The 15,288-nt window shown below is 37.3% G+C and carries 13 protein-coding genes; 2 read left to right on the forward strand and 11 right to left on the reverse strand.

All coding sequences use genetic code 11. From position 1 onward, the window contains the following. Nucleotides 1-577 precede the first annotated feature (577 nt). From D8M05_RS09120 to D8M05_RS09155, 8 genes are all read right to left on the reverse strand, one after another. On the reverse strand, nt 578-1,159 hold the full coding sequence (locus tag D8M05_RS09120) for a histidine phosphatase family protein (protein ID WP_121130958.1): 582 nt from the start codon (nt 1,157-1,159) through the stop codon (nt 578-580). 80 nt (nt 1,160-1,239) lie between these two features. Further along, entirely contained in the window at nt 1,240-1,440 is a 201-nt protein-coding gene (locus tag D8M05_RS09125) for a hypothetical protein (protein WP_121130961.1), read from the reverse strand. A 116-nt stretch (nt 1,441-1,556) separates the two neighbouring features. Further along, nucleotides 1,557-1,775 (reverse strand): helix-turn-helix domain-containing protein, encoded by a 219-nt coding sequence (locus tag D8M05_RS09130; RefSeq protein WP_118890171.1) that lies wholly within the window; start codon nt 1,773-1,775, stop codon nt 1,557-1,559. Between the two features lie 9 nt (nt 1,776-1,784). After that, nucleotides 1,785-2,261 (reverse strand): DUF2975 domain-containing protein, encoded by a 477-nt coding sequence (locus D8M05_RS09135; protein WP_121130964.1) that lies wholly within the window; start codon nt 2,259-2,261, stop codon nt 1,785-1,787. A gap of 517 nt (nt 2,262-2,778) precedes the next feature. Further along, nucleotides 2,779-3,762 carry an aldo/keto reductase gene (locus D8M05_RS09140; RefSeq protein WP_121130967.1) on the reverse strand — a complete coding sequence of 328 codons (984 nt, stop codon included), beginning with the start codon at nt 3,760-3,762 and terminating at the stop codon, nt 2,779-2,781. 466 nt (nt 3,763-4,228) lie between these two features. Continuing rightward, on the reverse strand, nt 4,229-5,728 hold the full coding sequence (gene xylB, locus D8M05_RS09145; RefSeq protein ID WP_121131193.1) for a xylulokinase: 1,500 nt from the start codon (nt 5,726-5,728) through the stop codon (nt 4,229-4,231). 110 nt (nt 5,729-5,838) lie between these two features. Then, nucleotides 5,839-7,164: a xylose isomerase gene (gene xylA / locus D8M05_RS09150; protein ID WP_121130970.1), complete on the reverse strand. Its 1,326-nt coding sequence runs from the start codon at nt 7,162-7,164 to the stop codon at nt 5,839-5,841. A gap of 138 nt (nt 7,165-7,302) precedes the next feature. After that, on the reverse strand, nt 7,303-9,351 hold the full coding sequence (locus D8M05_RS09155) for a methyl-accepting chemotaxis protein (protein WP_183072744.1): 2,049 nt from the start codon (nt 9,349-9,351) through the stop codon (nt 7,303-7,305). Nucleotides 9,352-9,950: 599 nt separating this feature from the next. Here D8M05_RS09155 and D8M05_RS09160 point away from each other — a divergent pair. Continuing rightward, on the forward strand, nt 9,951-10,571 hold the full coding sequence (locus D8M05_RS09160; RefSeq protein ID WP_121130976.1) for a YesL family protein: 621 nt from the start codon (nt 9,951-9,953) through the stop codon (nt 10,569-10,571). Nucleotides 10,572-10,695: 124 nt separating this feature from the next. Here D8M05_RS09160 and D8M05_RS09165 read toward each other — a convergent pair whose 3' ends face one another. The 3 genes from D8M05_RS09165 to D8M05_RS09175 form a co-directional block, all read right to left on the reverse strand. Continuing rightward, nucleotides 10,696-11,517 carry a carbohydrate ABC transporter permease gene (locus D8M05_RS09165; protein ID WP_121130979.1) on the reverse strand — a complete coding sequence of 274 codons (822 nt, stop codon included), beginning with the start codon at nt 11,515-11,517 and terminating at the stop codon, nt 10,696-10,698. A 15-nt stretch (nt 11,518-11,532) separates the two neighbouring features. Then, the gene (locus D8M05_RS09170) at nt 11,533-12,411 is read right to left on the reverse strand and encodes a carbohydrate ABC transporter permease (protein WP_121130982.1); all 879 of its coding nucleotides are present in this window, start codon (nt 12,409-12,411) and stop codon (nt 11,533-11,535) included. Nucleotides 12,412-12,561: 150 nt separating this feature from the next. Beyond that, entirely contained in the window at nt 12,562-13,869 is a 1,308-nt protein-coding gene (locus D8M05_RS09175) for an extracellular solute-binding protein (protein ID WP_121130985.1), read from the reverse strand. Nucleotides 13,870-14,021: 152 nt separating this feature from the next. On the opposite strand from D8M05_RS09175, the gene D8M05_RS09180 reads away from it, so the two are divergent. After that, on the forward strand, nt 14,022-15,221 hold the full coding sequence (locus D8M05_RS09180; protein WP_121130987.1) for an ROK family transcriptional regulator: 1,200 nt from the start codon (nt 14,022-14,024) through the stop codon (nt 15,219-15,221). The last annotated feature ends 67 nt before the right edge of the window (nt 15,222-15,288 follow it).

The following is a 15,288-nucleotide window of genomic DNA, read 5'->3' on the forward strand; positions in this document are numbered from 1 at the left end:
CTCACTCAATATAATCACTCCTGATGTTTCCCCCTAACATGTCATTAGGGTTATTTTCTATCAAAAGTGGCTCAGTTTTCAATTGCTATGGTGGCTCACTTTTAAGTTACCATATACACACATTTCTATGTATCGTGCGTTTAGACCCGTACCTTCAGAAGTTCGTCAGCTTAACCCTTTCTTATAGGTTTATTCGCATACTCACCATATTCATTCAACTCAAGCATTATGATTTACACCACCCCATCGGGTAGGCTTTCGTCAGCTAAATTACACTGTTACGGTAAATTCTTACGCCTTTTCACCGAGCTTATAACACTATCATTCTTACTAAATCAAGTGCTATTCGACTTAGAGAGAACCCTTCGGAGCGTTACCCCTTCATTTGATTCTTCAATATAATCCTTCAATTCCAAAAGGAATTGCCTAGCCTTTACCAGAGAAATGTTGCCATCCTCCATTTAAACTAGGAACATTTCGCACAATTAATGCTACCCGATAGTTGAAGTGTATTTTCTCACAAATAGGATAGTCTAACAGGTTGTCACATCGGCTATTCGGCCAACCCTTTCAATATCTATATGCCACTATTTAACTTCCACATTCTATTAACTCCTACTAATTCTTCTCCATTAAATCCCATTCTATATACATCTGGTTTTGTTGTTTGAAATAAAAAATCTAAATCATATTTACTGTCATAATAACCCATCATCAAAGTCATTACAGCTCCATGAGTACCTACAACTACTTTCTGCCCTCGATAAGTATTTAATATTTCTTTTAAGGTTTTTACAGCTCTTGCCTGGCAGTCCTCATTAGACTCCCCTCCAGATAAAGAATAAGTTGATTCAGAGAATGATCGGTTTAATAAATGAATTAACTCCTTATCGGATAGACGTTTATCTTCTAAGGAAAATATTCTCTCTTTAAGGTCCTCAAATATCAAAACTTTTTTCCCTAATTTATCTGCAAGTTCCTGAACAGTTAGGATTGAACGCTTGTATGGACTGGAGATAACAGCGTTAATACCTTCTTCAATCAATAAATTAGCTATCCGTTGAGCATCTATTTTTCCTTTAATAGTTAATCCTCTTGTTCTTTCACTTCCGACTTTTGGTGAATCACCGTGTCTCACCATATATATATAAGTTTTCATATATAATTGCCCCCAGTATTTATCTTTCTACAGTGACGTTTATTCCACAATTGTGCCCGTTTGCTTTAAAAAATTAAAAATCACCAATCTAATTTCAGCAGTTCTGCAATTAAATCAGAACTACCAGGCATCAATAAAACTATCGACACCACAACGAATAAGATTCCAATTACAAATAATAAAATTACTACCTTAACCGCTAAAGAGACACCTTTTTTCATGATTCCTATAATTATCAAAATGACACCTATTAAAAGCAATAGTAAATACCAAAAACCCATGACATCACCCCTTCTGTAAATCACCTGTTCTTAAACAATCTTGGCCCGATTGTTGAACACAAGTTGAAGAACACTCTTCCACAATCCTTACCCGATATTAAAGTAGTCTAAATTAGTTAGTCAATATCTTTGTCGCTTCTGTACTCTAAGATGTCACCAGGCTGGCATTCCAACACCTCACAAATAGCCTCTAAGGTTGAAAATCTGATAGCCTTTGCCTTTCCATTTTTTAATATAGAAATATTAGCCATCGTTATCCCAACCCTATTTGAGAGCTCAGTTACACTCATTTTCCTTTTTGCTAACATCACATCAATATTGATTATAATTGCCATTGTTTCACCTCAAACTGTTAAATCATTCTCTGACTTTATATCTAGTGCATTTCTTAATAATTTTTGAAGAACTCCAGCAAATACTGCTATAACAATCGAGGCAAAAATTATTATAAAGCCGATAATTGCTATTCCTGGATGCAAAGCACTTTGTGACATAAGTAAGATGGATCCTATTACATACAAGATACTTATAGTAATTGCACAATACTTAATTAGGTTTAAAGAGTTTACAGATGACTCCGAAAAGGCATCTTCATTATCAATTAATTTCAGAAGTCTTATAGCCTGATACAGAGCAACAAAAAATGGGATAGTAGTTAAATACAAACCTAATAAAACAGGATACTGTAAAAAAGCAAACTCTGGAAATATTTCTGCCGTATCATTTGCCAACCACGGCAGGAAAAAAATACACAAAGAAAGTACGATAACTCCAATAAGAAAAACAGCTATCTTTAAGAAAATTGTTGAACCTCGTTTCATTAAAAAGCACCTCACTTATTAACTGATAATTACACCTTAATACATTATTTATTGAATTGCAATAAATATTTATCATATCTTATTATTTCTTTATTGTTATATTTAATAACTTCAATTTCTAGCAAAATTAAAAGCATTCCTTCTTCACAAAGGAATGCCTTTATACTTCGAGTTACTCATAATTAATAATCCTTCTTCTACTAAACTGCCACGTTAGTTTAAGTATGTTTCTTCACAATCTATGTATATTATAACACGTAAATATCTTTTTTTTAGATAAGTCGCAATAAAGAGTCACTTCAAATTGAAAAAATGTTCCGCCAATTACTATGGCGGAACCAATGTTAATTAGATATCTATTTAGCTTGTTAATTGCATCCAAAATTGTGGTTTATTTTATCTGTTTTTCTTAATGCGATTTTTCATTTCGTACCTCAGAACGGAACCGTTTCGTATAAAAATGCACGCTGCTTATTAAAAAATACTACCTTTTATATTCGCTGCCTTTTTCAAACTTCTAGTATGCTCCGCGAATATTACTCTTCACTTTATCCTTGTAGAATTTCACCAAACGGTCCATTTCTTCTGTTGTATAGTCTCTCACGTCCAACGCGCCTAAATTATCTTCCACCTGCTTTACGTTGCGGAAGCCTGGAATAACACTAGTTACTGCTTCCTCTTCAAGAATCCATTTCAAAGCAGCTTTGGTCATATTTCCCCTTCCTTCTGCAATCCATTCAAGCTCACGACTTAGCTCTACACCTTTTTCAAATTCAAGTCCAGCAAAGGTTTCCCCAACATTGAAAGCTTGTCCACCTTTGTTAAAGTGACGGTGATCATCTTCCTCAAAAGTGGTGTCCTTACTGAATTTTCCTGTTAACAATCCACTTGCAAGCGGTACTCTGGCAAGAATTCCAACGCCTTTTTCCTTCGCACTTGGGAATAACTCCTCAAGTGGTTTTTGACGAAAAATATTAAAGATAACCTGTAAAGCGGTAGCATCAGTGTTCCCCAGTACGTACAATCCTTCCTCCACTGTTTCAACGCTCACACCATAGTAACGAATTTTCCCCTCTGCCTTTAACGTTTCCAATACTTCAAACACCCTGCCATCTTTTAAAATTTCCAGTGGTGGACAGTGGATTTGATATAGATCAAGCGTGTCACGTTTTAATCGTCTTAGTGTATTTTCCAGATATGTTCGAACCTGTTCCTCGGAGTAATTTTGTGGATTGGTAATATCACCAGCACGGCAGAATTTACTTGCAATATGAATATCTGCTTCCTTCCCCTTCGTTGCCTTCGCTAAAAGCTCCTCGGCATGACCATCCCCATACACGTCTGCTGTATCAAAGAAATTTACACCTAAATCCATTGCGCGTTCTAATCCTTTTAACGCTTCCGTATCATTTGTTTTTCCCCAAGCACCACCAATTGCCCATGTGCCAAAACTTAATTCACTAATCTTCAAATCTGTGTTTCCTAACTGATTATATTTCATACAGAACTCTCCTCGTTAGTTGATTATGTAATGTGGATTGGTGGTGCGCGAATTTTGGAGATGGGTGCGCGATTTTCTAATGGTAGTGCGCGAATTCTAGTGTTGAGCGCGCGATTTTCCGATGGTATTGCGCGAATTCTAGTGTTGGGTGCGCGATTTTCCAATGGTAGTGCGCGAATTCTAGTGTTGAGCGCGCGATTTTCCAATGGTAGTGCGCGAATTCTAGTTGAGCGCGCGATTTTCCAATGGTAGTGCGCGAATTCTAGTTGAGCGCGCGATTTTCCAATGGTAGTGCGCGAATTCTAGTGTTGAGCGCGCGAATTCCGCTACTCCTCGCGCGATTTTTCCACGCCACTGCGCGAATTCCGCTACTCCTCGCGCGATACCCTCGCGCGATCACTCAACTCAAAACCTCTCCCCCACACTTATACACTAGAAAGGCTATCACATGACAGCCTTTCTAATGTTAATCTCTATATTCCATCAAACGTTTGTTTAAATCACTTGTTTTTCCATAAACCTCTTTATAAATAGCAAACAACCCTTTATATCTCTCCACATTTTCTGGAATTGGCGTATATACCTTGTCTTCTTTTAGGAATTCATTTGCACATTCTTTCAGGGAATCAAACCAGCCACAGCCATATGCAGCAAGCATTGCAGCTCCCATACCTGGCCCTTGCTCACTTTGCATTTTCACAATGTTTGCACCTAATATATCTGCTTGCATTTGTAGCCAGGATTCATTTTTCGCTCCTCCACCAATCGAAACAACTGTATCAATGTTTTTACCATTTTCGCGGAATATTTCTACCGATTCATTTAAAGAGAATGTGATTCCTTCCAAAACGGAACGGGCAAAATGTTTTCTTTCATGGGATGCATCCATGCCAATGAAGCTTCCACGAATATTCGCATCCACATGCGGCGTTCTTTCCCCCACAATATATGGAGTAAAGATTAGTCCATTGGATCCAACTGGAACCGTATCGATATCTGCCAGTAACGCTTCAAAACTGATATCTTTTGCAAAAGTGTCTTTAAACCAAGAAAGACTGTAACCAGCTGCAAGTGTCACTCCCATCGTATAAAATACTTCTGGGGCAGCATGATTAAAGTAATGAACTTTTCCTTCGAAGTCCTTGTCACCATTCGCTTCATACGATAAAACGACACCAGAGGTTCCTGTACTTACTAATGTTTTTCCATCTTCTAGAATCCCGGAACCAATCGCACCACATGCGTTATCGGCACCACCTGCAAATACTTTTGTTGCATCACTTAATCCCGTTGCTTCTGCAATATCCGCTGTAATGGTTCCCACAATTTCATGAGAGCCAACAAGTGGTGGACAAATTTCTGGATTAATCTCAAGTACCTCACAGATCTCTTTGCTCCATGTTTTCTCCGCTACATGAAGTAATAACGTACCTGCCGCATCAGAATATTCCATATGCAGATGCCCAGTTAATTTTAAGCGGACATAATCTTTTGGTAATACAAATGCTTTTGCTTTCTCGAAAACTTCCGGTTCATTGTTTTTCACCCACAGAATTTTTGGTAGGGTGAATCCTTCCAATGCCGGATTTTTTGTTAGGCGAAGTAAGCGCTCTTTGCCTACTCTCTCATAAATTTCTTCACATTCTTTGCTGGTTCTTGTGTCATTCCAAAGAATCGCATTTCGCAATACTTCCTGGTTTTCATCGAGTAGTACTAAACCATGCATTTGCCCAGAAAAACTTAGTCCTTCTATATCTTCCGGATTTCCTTTAAATTCTGCCAACAATTCAGTTAGTCCAGCAATCGTTTGTTCCACCCAATCATTAGGGTCTTGTTCACTGTACCCAACTTTTTCTTGGATAAGTGGGTAGGACTTCGAAACCTCCTGCGTCACTTCCCCATGTTGATTAACTAATAATATCTTAACGGCACTTGTCCCTAAATCTACTCCAATTACATATTTCATCATTTAATCTCTCCCACATCTCATTAAGATAAAAAGACGAAGACACCTGATGGGAAGGTCTTCGTCTTTCTCATTGTCATTCCCTGATGGAAACGGATATAATCTATAAATTACTCACCAGCAAAAGTAGTTAGTAAGTATTGATTAATTGTAGCTTTCATTCTTTCTAGTTTACCAGATTCATTCTTGATTTCTGTTAAACCTAATGCATACGCTTCAAGCTTGCGTAAGTCTGTGTTTCCTTCCACGATATCAAGTCCAATACCATCTTTGTATGATTTGTAACGATCATCAACAATGTTTTCAAGGACTTTGTCATCAATTAAACGTTGCGCTACTTTTAGACCAACAGCAAAGCTGTCCATTCCAGCGATATGTGCATGGAATAAATCTTCTGGTGTGAATGAACCACGACGAACTTTTGCATCAAAGTTCAAGCCACCACGGCCTAGACCACCATTTTTCAAGATTTCATACATTGCTAATACAGTTGTGTGAAGATCTGTTGGGAATTCATCCGTATCCCAGCCTAGTAATGGATGGCCTTGGTTGGCATCCACAGAACCTAGCATATTATGAATGCGTGCATAATGTAATTCATGTTCGAATGTATGACCAGCTAATGTCGCATGGTTTGCTTCGATATTGAATTTCAAATGGTCTTGTAAACCATAGTTTTGTAGGAATGCATAACCACTTGCCACGTCAAAATCATATTGATGGGTTGTAGGCTCTTTTGGTTTTGGTTCGATTAAGAATTGTGCATCAAAGTCAATTTCCTTCGCATAATCGATTGCCATATGGAACATACGAGCTAAGTTATCCATTTCAAGCTTCATATTTGTATTAAGTAGTGTTTCGTACCCTTCACGTCCACCCCAGAATACATAGTTTTCCGCACCTAATTCTTTCCCAACTTCTAAACCTTTTTTCACTTTAGCTGCTGCATATGCGAAAATATCTGCATTATTAGAAGATGCTGCACCATGTACAAAACGTGGATTACTAAAATTGTTTACCGTGTTCCAAAGTAATTTGGTTTTACTATCTTTCATATAATCCTTGATCATCGCAACAATCGTATCTAAGTTTTGATTCGATTCTCTTAATGAAGACCCTTCTGGTGCAATATCCACATCATGGAAGGCGAAATATGGTACGTTTAGTTTTTCAAAAAATTCGAATGCTGCTTCAACGCGTGCTTTTGCAAGGTCCATTCCTGAGAATTTATCCCATGGGCGAATGGCAGTTCCAGCGCCAAATGGATCAGATAAGTCTTCGGTAAATGTATGCCAGTACGCTACGCCAAAGCGTAGGATTTCTTCCATTGTTTTACCGTTAATTTTTTCTTCTGGGTTATAAAATTTAAATGCAAGTGGGTTAGTTGATGTTGCACCTTCGTATTTGATGTTGTTTATGTTATTGAAATATGCCATTATAAAACCCTCCTAAAATATATCTTAATCATCTCATTTAATGTAAATGCTTTCATGAATTTATTATAACACCCTTTTATTCGTTTGTCTATTGGATGAACAAAGTTTTTTAGGAATTTGTCATCCTGAAAAACAGTATTACATTTGGAATTTATCTAGAATATCCTTTAATTCCTCCGATAGTTTTTTTAATTCCGATGATGTCGCAACAAGTGAACTGCTCACATTTGCTTGTTCTTCTGTTGACGCAGTTACCTCTTCACTAATGGCAGATGATTCCTGAGCTGTAGCACTTACTTGCGAAATACTTTCATATAAAACCTCCTGTGAGCTTTGCAGTTGATTAATCGACTTAGAAACGAGATGAATTTTATCTGTGAATTCACGCATTCGTTGACCAACCTGATTCAATAATTCATCTGTTTCCTGCGCTTTCGCCACCTGTTCAGTGAATATTGGATTTGCTTCATCCAATACATCTAACGTTTCTTGTACGCGACTCATAATATCAGAGATGATCGTTCCAACCACCTGGATGGACTCTTTCGATTTTGCAGATAGCTTTCTAATTTCATCTGCAACGACAGCAAACCCTTTCCCCGCTTCCCCTGCTCTTGCAGCTTCAATTGCCGCATTAAGTGAAAGTAAGTTCGTTTGTTCGGATATACTTTTTAAAATCCCCATTACATCACTAATTTGCGTCGTACTCGATTGGAGTGCATCTGTTTTGTTACGTAATGTTGTTGTCATTTGATCCCCATGTTTCGTCTGTTTCACTAGTTCATTCATTTTCTGAATGCCAATATCACTACTTTCGAGTACTTGTTTTGCATAACTTTCCATATCTTGATTGTTGGTAAATACATTGTCTACTTCAAGGTTAATCTTGCTTGTTAAATGGTTGCCGTTTTCAGCCTCATTGGTTAAATTTGTTGCACCACGAGCAATTTCTTCGGATGCAGATGCGATTTCTTTCGCAGAATCGGATTGAACTTTGGATACTTCCGTTAATTCTGAAGCAGCCTGGAGTACTTTAGATGATGCCTCTCTTGTCTTACGCATCATGTCTGACATGTTGCCAAGCATTTCGTTAAAACTGTTTGCTACTAATCCAATTTCATCTTGACGTTGCGTAAATTCCGAACGCACCGTTAAATCACCTTCTTTTGCACGTCCCAATAAGGTCGAAATATGTTCTAATGGTACCCCTACCATCCCCACAATCCGTTTTCCCATGAAGAAGGAGAATACGATAGAAAGCACAATGATGATTAAAGTAATATAAAAAATAATGTTCGTATCCTTCGTCAATTCTTTTGCCGTCACTGTACCTGTTAAATACCAGTCGGTTACATCCGATTTATCCTGAAAAACATATCTTCCTTCGTTTAAGAAAACATTTCCCTCTGAATCCGCTTCAATCTCAAACGGATTGGCTTGGTTAACTTCCTCTTCATCAAATGAGAAGACAACTTGATTATGTTGATCTACAATTTTCAGGAATCCATCTTCGCCAAATTTCACATCCTGTACGGCTTCTTTTATTAATGCATGATTTATTTCCATTAGCATAAAGTATGAACTGTTATCAACATTTATTGATTGGCCAAACAGAATGGTAGGTGTCTTTTCATCACTTGATTCACCAAGTTTTTCTCCACCACCTATCCAGATTGTAGAAGCTTCTGCATCCATTGCCTGCTGGTACCATTTCGAATCTAGTATTGCTTCTTTATCTTTATCGGGCAATAGTGCTAATGACGTGAGAATCGTTTCATTTTCTTTATCAATCAAATACATGTCGAGGTTTTCATCCACTAATGCAGTTTCGGATAAATAATCGGTTATATGATTTTGTAATTGATAATAATCATTTGTTTTTTCTTTTCCATTGAATTGACTAAAAGCCCTAAGTGATTCTGTGAAATCTTTGTTCATCAGCATTGCGGTAATCCGGTCTTTGTATTGCTGAAAGATATAATCGATGTTATCTCCCGTTTGGATGATTGTTTGTTCCGATGCCGCTGTAACTTTAGTTGTAATCACATGATTCGATATGACATAGGATGACACTCCAACGATTGATACACTAATTAAAACACTAACAATAAAACGATATAGTATTTTTTTGCTGATTGATTTATTGCGTTTCGCCGACTTTTTTCTTTTCTTGTAAAAGCCAATCACTTGCATTACCTCCATCAGTTTTTTTTAAAATAGGCTTTTTGTATTGATTGTTGCTATTGATGTAAAATGCGTAGTAACCTCATTTCCGTTTGTTATAACTTGGAGGAACACTCGCCGTCCGGGATCGCTCCGGGCGGATGCTTTCCGCGGGCACGGCCTCAGCCTCCTCGAGAAGACCACTCTGCGGGGTCTTCGGACACGTGCTGTTCCCGCAGGAGTCACCGCCCTCCACTCACCCGGACTAGTGAAGTTGCATGATGCTTTTTTTAACTATTCCTACCACAGTTAATGGTTAGAAAACTTAAAACTAGTGGAGGCAATACACGTAGACTGCGGGAGGATCACCAGCCGCCCGCGCAAATGAAGTGTATTGCCGTAACGGTAGGACATGTATTTTCTCAACTTACTGCGCAGTTTATATCGTTTAAGTCACTGCTTAATCTTTAATCCTATAGAAAACAGCTTTTAAATCTCTTCCCAATAAATTGGGCAGAAAATGTTTTTTGACGTTACAATATGTAAAAAATAAAAGTTATCGTATAATGATTGTACACGCTTACTTTTAAGCACTTGATTTCGATCTAAGGAGGGACACAGCTTTGAACAGTACAACAAGTGCTATCTATAACATTTTGGAATGGATAACTAAATTCGCATATGTAAATCTTTTATGGATTATATTTACATTAGTTGGTGGCGTTATTCTTGGTTTCTATCCATCCACCATTGCGATGTTTGCTATGGTTCGTGATTGGTTACGAGGAACATCCGATTTACCAGTGCTAAAGACTTTTTGGAAATATTACAAACGAGACTTTTTAAAAAGTAACCTGTTAGGAATATTTGTAAACATCATCCTTGCAATGATCGCTATAGACATTTATTTCATTCAATTGAACATGAATGAACAGTTAACCTGGACTTATATTCCATTATTCGCGTTCATGCTTATTGTTGCTTTGTTCCTGTTTTATCTATTTCCAAGCTTTTCCCACTTTGATTTAAAAGTAGGGCAACTGATGAAAAATACCTTTCTCATCATGTTGATTAGCCCAATACAAAGTTTTCTTATCATCATTAGTCTTGTATCGGTATTTTTCATTATGCGGGCAATTCCAGCACTGTTCTTTATTTTCGGCGGTACTACCTATGCCTTCATCACCACTTGGCTCGGATTACATGCCTTCAATAGAATCCAGCAAAAACATGAAAATACGTAACCAAAAGGCCACCTTACCTATCTATTTATCACAAACAGAAAGGTAAGGTGGCCTTTTCAAAAGATATGATAAGTGACAATCCCTCTCCATTTCCCTCGTCACCAAGCATCAGCACTTTCGTATCCTATCCTTTTACCGCACTTGCTGAGAGACCTTCCATGATTTTATCACTAAAGAATAAGAAAGCAATAATGATTGGTAGTACACTTATTACTAATGTCGCACCAATTGCTCCCCAGTCTGTCATGTACTGTCCAATAAAGTTCTGAACACCTACTGTCAACGTTTTAAATTTATCGGAACTGATAAACGTGTTAACAAATACGAATTCATTCCAGTTATAAATCATATTAATAATAACCGTCGTTGACATGATAGGTGCAGAGATCGGCATAATGATTCGGAAAAATAAGCGATGGATGGAGCTACCATCAATTATCGCCGCTTCCTCAATTTCTCTTGGTATTGTAGTGTAGAAGCCAAGTAAAATCATTACCGTTATCGGCAGATTATAGGTCGCATACGTAATAACAATTGAAATTGGATTATCAATTAAATTAACATTCAAGAACATGTTATACAATGGAATTAAAGCCGAATGGATTGGAATCATCAGACCAACCATGATTAATCCCAATACTAAACCACTGAACTTCCACTTCATTCGGGTAATCGCAAATGTTGCCATGCTAGCAACGAGAATCGTCAGAACCGTTGCTACTACCGTAATCCAAATACTATTCCAGAAATACGTTCCAATTCCACCTTCAAATACTTTCAGGTAATTCTCCCACTTCGGATCCGTTGGCAAGGCAAATGGGTTTCCTGCAAAAATCTCTTGATTTGTTTTTAAAGAAAACATAAATAGCCATATTATCGGGAATATTTGAAACACACCGACAAGACCTAAAGCAACATACAGTAAAATATAACCGATTCGTCTCATGTTATGCCCCTCCTATTAATATTGAATTTTATCTTTGCTGGCTGTTAATTTTTGGATGATTACTGTAACAATTAAGGTTATGATTAATAATAAGAACCCTATCGCACTACCATAACCAAAGTCATAGCTCGCAAAGGCTAATTTATACATATAGGATGCCATAACTTCACTTGCTCCATTTGGTCCACCACTCGTCATAACGTAAATCAAGTCAAAGTATTTCAAGGAACCAACGATTGATAATACAATCGTTACTTTAAATACGTTCATAATTAATGGAACTTTAATCTTCAGAGCGATTTGTAATGGTGTTGCACCATCAATCTTCGCTGCTTCAATAAGTGATTCAGGAATATTTTTCAGTGCAGCATAATAGATGAGGATGTAGAATCCTGCATATTGCCAAATAATCGGAATAAAGATGGCAAATAATACAATGTTTGGATCTGCCAGCCATGTTGGTGGATTTTCAATTCCCAATCCCCTTAAGATACTGTTTAACATACCATTGGATGGGTTATAAATCTTAATCCAAAGCTGCGCAATAGCTACAGAAGATAAAAGCATTGGAATTAAATATATTTTTCTTAAAAGGTTTGCACCTTTAATTTTCGATGCCAGTATTAGCGCAACCGCTAAATATGCAATTAAGCTAAGTGCAGAAAATAGCGCTAATAGAAAGGAATGTAGTGCACTTTCCCAGAATTTAGAGTCTTGAAGTGCAGTAATATAGTTTTCCAAACCAATAAATTCCATTGCTCCGATTCCGTCCCAATCCATTAACCCAAAGTATCCGGAAAGAATTAACGGAACAACGATGAGAACGCCTATTAAGAGGAGTGCTGGAAACGTATATAGGAAGATAATCCATTTATTGGACATTACTTTGTTCATAACATTCAACCCCATAGTCTTTTTTTATAAAACCAGCATTTCGCCGCGTCTTTTTGCGAATGTGTTAGTTTCTCTTATATTTTTTTAAAGAAAGAAAAGGACATATCCTGGACTTTGGATCGTCCTTTTCTTTGTGGCTTTCAAATTGTATTACTCTTGTTCTAGTGCTTCTTCATGCGCTTTTGCAAAATCTTCTGGTGTCACTTCTCCACCAAATAATGCTTGAATCATATCCAAGTGTACTTGTGCATCCTCTGCACTCATTTGAACGTCTGCATATAATGTAATATTTTCCGCTGCATTTAAGTCATCTAAAACATCAACATACATTTGTGGAAGATCCAGGGAACCCGCGTCAACCTTCGTTGCAGGAATAATACCTACATCTGTTACTGCCCTTTCGCCCCATTGTTCTACAAAGTAAGATGCAAAGTTTTTAGCTTCTTCTTTAACATCAGAGTTTTCAGCCACGAATAGTCCTACACCAGGGCCACCTACATAATTGTTTGTGTTTCCATTTCCATCCACTGTTGGGAATTTAAAGTAACCAACTTTATCTCTGAATTCCTGTGGTACATCTTCATTTGTTGTGAAGTTTGGAAGATCCCAAGTAGCGATTAAATACATTGCCGCTTGTTCTCCCATAAACATACTTTTTGCTTCTTCATCTGCAAGACCATTGAATCCTGATACAAATGAATCTGCATCAACTAATTTTTGTACTTCTTCCGCTGCTCCAACTAATGCCGGGTCTTCAAAAGAGATTTCACGATTGATTGCTTGTGTTAATACATCTTCATCACCAGCTAGTCTATTCGCTAAATACATGTACCACATAGAACCTGTCCATGCATCTTTGTTACCAAGTGCGATCGGGTTTACCCCATTTTCTTTTAATGTTGCAACAATTTCATTTAATTCTTCGATTGTTTCGGGTGCTTCTAAACCATATTCATCAAAAATTGCTTTATTATAGAAGATGCTAGAGATATTTAATTCTAAAGGAAGACCGTAAGTTGTATCATCAACTGAGAACGCTTCCGTTGTTCCAGAAACAAAATCATCTTTGTTGATCACATCATCTAACGCTGCATACATGTTACCATCAACATATGGTTGCATATAACCTGCTGCCCAAGTCATACCAACATCAGGTAATTCATCAGAAGTAGAAAGAACTTTAATTTTATCTTTATATTGTTCGTTACTCAATACTTCTAACTCAATGGTTGTGTCTTCATTTTCAGCCTCAAAATCAGCAATGATTTCGTTTACAACTTTATGGTGCTGAGCTGAACTTCCCTCTGGCCATAAATGCATGAATTTTACTGTTTTATCACCATCACCCGAACTCGATTCACTTGAACCGCTTTCATTTTCACCACCACCACAAGCTGCTAGTAAAAATACCGATAATAAGAAAATACCAAAAACTGCAATCGCTTTCTTTTTAAACATTTTGAAACCCCCTATATAAATTATTTAGCTTATTTCTTAAGCTATTTACATAATAGCAAAATTCACATCGTTTGTCTACTGGATAAACAAAGTTTATAATAGACTTGTATTATGATATACTATCCCTAAACTGGAGAAAGAGTTGAAACACGATGAGGGCAAACAAGACTTGGAACCAACACGTTGTAAAAAAGGAGAACAAAGCTTTAGTTCTTGAAACGATTAGTGAGCACTCGCCCATTTCTAGGGCAGACATTGCTAATGTTACAGGTTTAAACAAAGGAACCGTTTCATCATTAGTAAATGAACTGATCGAGGAACAACTAATCAATGAATCCGGCCCTGGTAAATCCAGTGGTGGACGTAGACCCGTAATGCTCCTTTTTAATCAGTTTGCCGGTTATTCAATTGGAATTGATTTAGGGGTAAATTATTTATTGGGGGTGTTAACTGACCTTAAAGGAAATATTTGCTTTGAAAAACGTGTGAAATTTAATAACTTAACGTATGAAGAGATTTTAGAGGAAATATGTAAAATAGTAGATTCCCTAACTACTTCAGCTCCTGAAAGCCCTTATGGCATCGTAGGTATTGGTGTCGGTGTACCAGGTATTGTAAATAAGGATAGTAAAATATTACTTGCACCAAATCTCAATTGGAGAAATATTGAATTGAAAGCCGTACTTGAGGAAAAATTCAATGTTCCAGTTGTAATTGAAAATGAAGCAAATGCAGGAGCATATGGCGAGAAGAAGTTTGGCGCTGGCAAAGATTATCATAATGTCGTTTATGTCAGTGTCGGTATCGGTATTGGTGTTGGTCTTATTTTAAATGGCAAGCTATATAGAGGAAATAATGGTTTTTCTGGTGAGTTTGGACATATGACCATTGAAGTGGATGGTGCGAAATGCAGCTGTGGGAACGAAGGTTGCTGGGAACTATATGCATCCGAAAATACGTTATTAAAAAATGCTGCACGAGCAGAAATTAAAGCCCCACAAGACGAGGACCTTACGTTGGAGTATTTAATGGATTTAGCTGAAAATGGTGATGCTGACACAATCAACCTTTTCAAAGATATTGGAAAATATTTAGGTGTAGGAATCAATAATATTATTAATATCTTTAATCCAGAGCAGGTAATCATCGGAAATCGCATGGCTGTAGCGGAAGCCTACATGGAAGATTCGTTAAAAAATTGGATCCATGAACAAGCACTTTGGTTCAGCCAGAAGGATTTAAAAATAGATTTTTCACAGCTGTCAACACATTCCACAGCTTTGGGAGTCGCAGCATTTTCCGTACAAAATTTTTTAAAAAATAGTATACATGAGGAAGCACAGGCACTTTAAAGTGTGGAGCTTGTTCTTCCTTACGATAAAAGAAAGCGCATACTTAATAAAATATAATGAGGTGGAC

The sequence above is a fragment of the Oceanobacillus bengalensis genome (assembly GCF_003628445.1).
Taxonomy (GTDB): Bacteria; Bacillota; Bacilli; order Bacillales; family Amphibacillaceae; genus Oceanobacillus; species Oceanobacillus bengalensis.

Excerpts from the sequence above, each read along its gene's own strand:
- D8M05_RS09120 (WP_121130958.1), bottom strand. The coding sequence starts at position 1,159 with ATGAAAACTTATATATATATGGTGAGACACGGTGATTCACCAAAAGTC.
- D8M05_RS09125 (WP_121130961.1), bottom strand. The coding sequence starts at position 1,440 with ATGGGTTTTTGGTATTTACTATTGCTTTTAATAGGTGTCATTTTGATA.
- D8M05_RS09130 (WP_118890171.1), bottom strand. The coding sequence starts at position 1,775 with ATGGCAATTATAATCAATATTGATGTGATGTTAGCAAAAAGGAAAATG.
- D8M05_RS09135 (WP_121130964.1), bottom strand. The coding sequence starts at position 2,261 with ATGAAACGAGGTTCAACAATTTTCTTAAAGATAGCTGTTTTTCTTATT.
- D8M05_RS09140 (WP_121130967.1), bottom strand. The coding sequence starts at position 3,762 with ATGAAATATAATCAGTTAGGAAACACAGATTTGAAGATTAGTGAATTA.
- xylB (WP_121131193.1), bottom strand. The coding sequence starts at position 5,728 with ATGAAATATGTAATTGGAGTAGATTTAGGGACAAGTGCCGTTAAGATA.
- xylA (WP_121130970.1), bottom strand. The coding sequence starts at position 7,164 with ATGGCATATTTCAATAACATAAACAACATCAAATACGAAGGTGCAACA.
- D8M05_RS09165 (WP_121130979.1), bottom strand. The coding sequence starts at position 11,517 with ATGAGACGAATCGGTTATATTTTACTGTATGTTGCTTTAGGTCTTGTC.
- D8M05_RS09170 (WP_121130982.1), bottom strand. The coding sequence starts at position 12,411 with ATGAACAAAGTAATGTCCAATAAATGGATTATCTTCCTATATACGTTT.
- D8M05_RS09175 (WP_121130985.1), bottom strand. The coding sequence starts at position 13,869 with ATGTTTAAAAAGAAAGCGATTGCAGTTTTTGGTATTTTCTTATTATCG.
- D8M05_RS09180 (WP_121130987.1), top strand. The coding sequence starts at position 14,022 with ATGAGGGCAAACAAGACTTGGAACCAACACGTTGTAAAAAAGGAGAAC.